This window comes from Clostridium sp. (assembly GCF_050717635.1).
Lineage (GTDB): Bacteria > Bacillota > Clostridia > Clostridiales > Clostridiaceae > Clostridium_AD.
Map to the genome: position 1 here is coordinate 1 of NZ_JBOITO010000023.1, position 5,715 is coordinate 5,715.

Sequence of the window (5,715 nt, forward strand, 5' to 3'; positions counted from 1 at the left end):
ACAGTATAAAAAGTGTTGATTTTAACTTTGAATTATATATTTATTAAATAGACTGAAAATTCTGAAATATATTACAGGGATATCGAATATAAAATTTTATACGACAACCTTCTTGACAAACATCGGTATCTAAATTATCAATACGGACATATCAAAATCGTTAATACTATGTATGCTTTTATATTTTCTGGAGCTATATGTTCGCTATTTGACAAGATTTTTTGGAATGGTAGTTTAGATTACATATTAGTAAATGGTTTTTTTACGTTTGATTTAAAAGATGTATATATTAATGTTTTTAGTGGGTTGATAATTTTATTATTGCTCTTTAAAAACAAATTTTTAAACCAGATTGATGATAATATAGTAAAAGATTTTACTAAATATATTCTACGGAAACTATAAACATAAATTTCATCATTGAAAGAATAAGAACTACTAACTGTTGCAGTTAAGTCACTTTGTTAAAACATGAAAAACTAACTTTATTGAATGGTTTATTTTTAGTTCCAAAGAGTGTTTGAGGTTGATGTACTAATATGCAGGGTGATATTATTTAAACATGGGTTCTTATTAATAAAATTTAAAATGGATAATCTGGTTAGGGGGTTCACATATGGTGAACGAGTTAGCTTCTGAGTTAAATAAACGAGGTGTTGATTTTATCAAGACAGTTGATATATCAATGCTATCAGAAAAAGAAAATAGAGGGTACAATATTGCTATTTTGATAGGAATAATTCTAAGCCCAGGCTATATTTTCCTTCTATCAAAACAAAACATATTAGAACATTCAGAGATTGGGGAAAAAGAACACATTGCTAATGAACTTGCAGAATATACCGCTGATTTTATCATTTCAAAAGGATACAAAGCCTTTGCACAATCAGAAAGAAATTTAATACATGGGTTTTTTGATAAAACTACGAAAACTACTCCGCTTCCACATAAAAAAATTGCTGTATTGTCTGGATTGGGATGGATTGGTAAAAGTAATTTGTTAGTTAATAAAGAATATGGAAGTGCATTGTGTATGTGTACCGTTTTAACAAATGCACCATTACCTACTGAAAATAAGCTGATAATAATGCCTGAATGTGGTGAGTGTAATGTTTGTAAGGACAGATGTCCCACAAGTGTAATCCAGGGTACTACTTGGGAACCAGATATGAATAGAGATTTAATAGTTGATGTGTACCACTGTGAGGGCTGTTTAAAATGTTTAGTGAATTGTCCATGGACACAAAAATACATGAAAAGAAACATTACTAATCAAAATGAGAATAATGAATAATTAATTTATTAATTTTCTTTTATCTTAAACTCCGACACAATGGTAAAAATGGTTCGTTAATCGTAAATTTATGATAGAAGATTGTTTACAAAGCTGGAAGTTGAGGAGGTTATGATGAAAAGGAAAGAATTAATTGAAATATTACAACAGTTAACCCCTTTAATAATAGAAAATAATGGACCGACTGCGATTTTTATCACTGGTAAAGATAATATAAAGGTAAATATATCTGCTCTGTCAGTAGATAAGGATTTTATTATTGTTACAACAGGGAAATGCATGCTTAAGCGTAAATATCTAATTAGCAGAAATAAAATTATTTAAGAGCATTAATGAAATGATGTAAAGAGAAAAGCATGGAGGAGAAAACAATGATTGAATCGAGATGTGGAATTGATTGTTTAAAATGCGAATATAGAGAAGCTACTGGGTGTAAAGGTTGTATAAATATAGACAAGCCCTTTTGGGGAAAAGAGTGCCTTGTAAAATCTTGTTGTGAAAGTAAAGAACTATTGCATTGTGGTGAATGTGGGATTTTTCCATGTGATTTACTAAATAGTTTTTCTTATGATAAAGAACAAGGCGATAATGGTATGAGAATTGAACAATGTAGGAAATGGGTAAAGGTCAAAAATATGAAAAGTGTTCTTGTTTTTATTGATGGTACTATTTGCGACACAAGACATCGTCATAATTTAATTGGAACAACAAATTTCTATAGTAGCGAAGAAATACTAAAGGATTTACCAACTCCAGATAGTGTTAATTGTATAAATCAACTTTCACAAAAATATAAAATCATTTATATGGGTGCACGACCAAATTCCTTGAAAAAAATTACAGAAGAATGGATTAATAAGACAAGTTTTCCTAAAGGAGATGTCTATTTGTCTGAAGACCAAGAGGAGAGGGTGAAATCAGGAATGAATTTAAAGCATTCATTTGATTTTATTGCAGGTATTGGTGACAGATGGGATGACAATGAATTACATTTAGAAATAGGTTGTTTAAGTATCATATTGAAAGAATATGAAGGAAACTGGGATACAGTTCGTAAGAACTTACTTTAGAAATAGGTAATTATAAGTTTTTATTTTAAAGTGATATATTACGTAACCTTCTTAAGGTGTTTATAAATTGCATATCTACGATATATGAACAATTGTATTTTATGACGAAGTAAATTTATATAGAATAGGGGTATTAAATTGAGGAAAATAGTGTTATATAGTGACCAAATTATAAAAGAAAACAGGAAAGTAGATTATGAACTTCTACGATTACTAAATAAAAAAAATCCATCAATAGGATACATTCCATCATGTTCAGATTTAACAAGAAAGTATTTTAATCCTAAAGTTAAATATTATAATGAATTAGGGATTAGCAACATACAATATTTTGACTTAGATAAAGAATATGATGAAATAAAAATTAACGATATATTTAAAAGTGATGCTATACATCTTTCTGGTGGAAACACGTTTTATTTTCTATACTTATTAAAAAAAAGAAACCTTGTTAAATCATTACAATTATATGTGGAACAAGGCGGGATACTAATCGGCATTAGTGCAGGAGGCATTATATTAAGTAAAACCATTGACATGGCACAATTCGGAGATGAAGATATTGTAGGTATAGCGGATAGAAGTTCGTTGGGAATTGTTGACTTTCAGTTTATGCCCCATTGGAGTGATGATGAAGGTATTAAGTATTTAGATTTATTAAAAGATTATTCAAAAATAAAGAAAACAACAATATATGCTTGTAATGATGGTGATGGAATAGTTATTGATGATGATGATATTAAATTTATTGGTAATGTAATAAAAATTTAAAAGTAATCTTATTATATTTCATGTAAGTCGGAGTTTTCATAAAATACGAAACAATATAATTTATTAGGTAGGTGAATTTGTGTGGGAATTATAAAGTTGCAGAAAAATGATATCAAAAATGCTCTTGATTTAGTGTGGAATGTTTTTCAAGAATTTGAAGCATTAGATTATTCAAAACAAGGCATTAAAGAATTTAGGGAGTTTATATCATATAATTCTATCATTGATAAATTTGATAAAGGTGAATTATATTTTTGGGGTTGTATAGATAATGATGATTTAATAGGTGTAATTACAACAAGAGGAATTAATCATATATGCATGTTGTTTGTAAATAAAGACTATCATAGACAAGGTATAGCAAGAAGTTTATTTCAAACAGTTGAAGAGAGATGTAAAAGCGAAAATAATATTAGCAATATCACAGTAAATTCATCTCCATACGCAATAGAAGTTTATCATCAACTTGGTTTTTTTGATACTGATAAAGAGCTTACTGTTAATGGTATTAGATTTACCCCTATGTCTTATTTGCAAAAGTGAAGAAAAAGGAATACTTGCAGTTGAAGTTAAGTCGTAATGTTCAGAAAGGTGCAATAATTATGATTTGGAGATTGTTGCAACCTTGTAAAAACGAACTATAGATTAAATGATTGGTATACGTATAATAGCAGAGTAACAGGAGGCGAAAAATGCAATTAACAGCAGAACTTCTAAACCAAGGTTTTTCATTTCAAGATGTAAGCATTGATGATTTGGCTAATTACATTGACGTTAAAAGAGTTTGTTATAAAAAATATGTTGATGAATATTATGGGGGATGGATTGAGAATATTCAAATTAAAATGAATACTGATGCTTTCACTGATATGATGAAAGAAACATGTTTTCAGAAGTTATTACTAAATAATGTAACTATAGGTTTTGTATCCTATAATGAACTGGATGATGAAATTGAAGGCATTTCTATTCAAATGTTTGAAACGTCTCAACATAAAGGTGTAGGTTCATTTTTTTTAACATATATTACGTCACTTTCCAAGAAGGTGAATAAACCTATATTCCTAAAAGTATTTAAGTCTAATCCTGCCCAGAATTTATACAAACGATTTGGATTTGACAAGTATAGTGAAACAGAAACACATTATTTAATGAGGTATAATTCGATATAAACAATGGAGTTTTTAATAAAATGTGAAGTTGAGTTACTTCGCAGTTTTCATTTAATGAGAATTAATTTTAAAGTTAAAACAGTAGACTTAGCTTAAGGTACAGTGGTTAAAACTACATCTAACAAAATGTTCAAGTCCGCTTTGCATGGAAAGACTCCAAAGCACATCCGCCAGCTAACCGAGTCGGAATTTAGAAAAACTAACATAAGAGCTATGTACGCTTTTCTAAATTCCTGTAACGCTGGCAGACGTCTTGAACAAGAAACGTTATACGAAATTTAGAGCGGAAAATGATTGCTCATAAGTTATTGGTTAGAACTAATTTGGATGTAGCTTTATAATAATGTTAAATAAAGGAGAAGGTTGGAATGTATGAACAGATAAGAATAGAAACAGAACGTTTAATTATTGGAAATTTTACAAATGCTGATATAACTCAATTGCATATGATAGTAAATAATGAAGCAATAATGAAATACGTTCCATTTGCTAAAGAAAGAACGTTTGAAGAATGTGAAGAATTAATGAAAAGAATATTAAATAGATATAAAGAAAGCACAATATCTAATTTCAAAGGATTTCTCTTATTAGTAGTTTCAAAAGATAACAATGAATGTGTAGGTTTTGTTGGATTATTTCCACTTACATATGATATTGCAGAAAATGAGTTATTCTACGGATTATTTGAAGAACACTATGGAAAAGGATATGCAACTGAAATTGGAAAATCTATTATTGAGTACGGTTTTAAGAATATGAATATTAATAAAATAGTTGCAACTGTTAATAAAGATAACGAAGTATCAAAGAAAGTGTTGGACAAGATGGGAATGTGTTTTAAATACGAAATAGAGGAGGAAGAAGACAGTTCTTATGATGGTGAGTTGATGTATTCAATAAAAAATATAGATTACTGTTAGTTATTTGCTTAATTTACATGATTTTTACAATGTGACACATTAACAAACATATAATGAATGTATCAGTTTAACTATAGGATGGTAAATACTTTTTTAGAACTAAGAAACACATAGGGCGTTATTTGGATTCAAATATGGAGCAAAATAGGATTTGTTGTAGTAGCAATTGCTCAAAGTGTAGTGGCTAAAACTCCGTATAACAAAATGTTGCCGTTCGCCTTGGCTGGAGAGTCATTTTAAGCTGGACAAGTTATAAACTCATGTATATTTTAAAACCTAAGAAAATAATAAACCAACGCCAAGGCACATTCCTTCACCAAGCCCGTCGGGCTAAGGTTCAGAAACGTCGGCAACACGAAACGTTATACGGAATTTTGAAGTAAGAGAGTGCTAAATCATGATTTCAACGTTACATAATTGTACAAATCACTACATGAATATTATCTATTTAATAAGGGGGCACCAATATGAAGGATGAAAATATTATG

General features: G+C 29.2%; 8 protein-coding genes. All 8 read left to right on the forward strand.

Annotation, left to right across the window (positions count from 1 at the left end; translation table 11 throughout):
• The first annotated feature begins 156 nt into the window (after nt 1-156).
• The 8 genes from ACREWB_RS10660 to ACREWB_RS10695 all read left to right on the forward strand — a co-directional run bounded on the left by ACREWB_RS10660 (nt 157) and on the right by ACREWB_RS10695 (nt 5,227).
• Nucleotides 157-405, forward strand: coding sequence for a signal peptidase II (locus ACREWB_RS10660; protein ID WP_431547437.1), 249 nt, complete (start codon nt 157-159; stop codon nt 403-405).
• Between the two features lie 211 nt (nt 406-616).
• Nucleotides 617-1,294: a hypothetical protein gene (locus tag ACREWB_RS10665; RefSeq protein WP_431547430.1), complete on the forward strand. Its 678-nt coding sequence runs from the start codon at nt 617-619 to the stop codon at nt 1,292-1,294.
• Between the two features lie 114 nt (nt 1,295-1,408).
• Nucleotides 1,409-1,618: a hypothetical protein gene (locus ACREWB_RS10670; protein ID WP_431547431.1), complete on the forward strand. Its 210-nt coding sequence runs from the start codon at nt 1,409-1,411 to the stop codon at nt 1,616-1,618.
• A 47-nt stretch (nt 1,619-1,665) separates the two neighbouring features.
• The gene (locus tag ACREWB_RS10675; protein WP_431547432.1) at nt 1,666-2,364 is read left to right on the forward strand and encodes a DUF3795 domain-containing protein; all 699 of its coding nucleotides are present in this window, start codon (nt 1,666-1,668) and stop codon (nt 2,362-2,364) included.
• A 138-nt stretch (nt 2,365-2,502) separates the two neighbouring features.
• Nucleotides 2,503-3,135 (forward strand): Type 1 glutamine amidotransferase-like domain-containing protein, encoded by a 633-nt coding sequence (locus ACREWB_RS10680; protein ID WP_431547433.1) that lies wholly within the window; start codon nt 2,503-2,505, stop codon nt 3,133-3,135.
• A gap of 81 nt (nt 3,136-3,216) precedes the next feature.
• Nucleotides 3,217-3,678 (forward strand): GNAT family N-acetyltransferase, encoded by a 462-nt coding sequence (locus tag ACREWB_RS10685; RefSeq protein WP_431547434.1) that lies wholly within the window; start codon nt 3,217-3,219, stop codon nt 3,676-3,678.
• A gap of 149 nt (nt 3,679-3,827) precedes the next feature.
• Nucleotides 3,828-4,307, forward strand: a complete 480-nt coding sequence (locus tag ACREWB_RS10690; protein WP_431547435.1) for a GNAT family N-acetyltransferase — start codon at nt 3,828-3,830, stop codon at nt 4,305-4,307.
• A gap of 368 nt (nt 4,308-4,675) precedes the next feature.
• Entirely contained in the window at nt 4,676-5,227 is a 552-nt protein-coding gene (locus ACREWB_RS10695) for a GNAT family N-acetyltransferase (protein WP_431547436.1), read from the forward strand.
• Nucleotides 5,228-5,715: the final 488 nt, after the last annotated feature.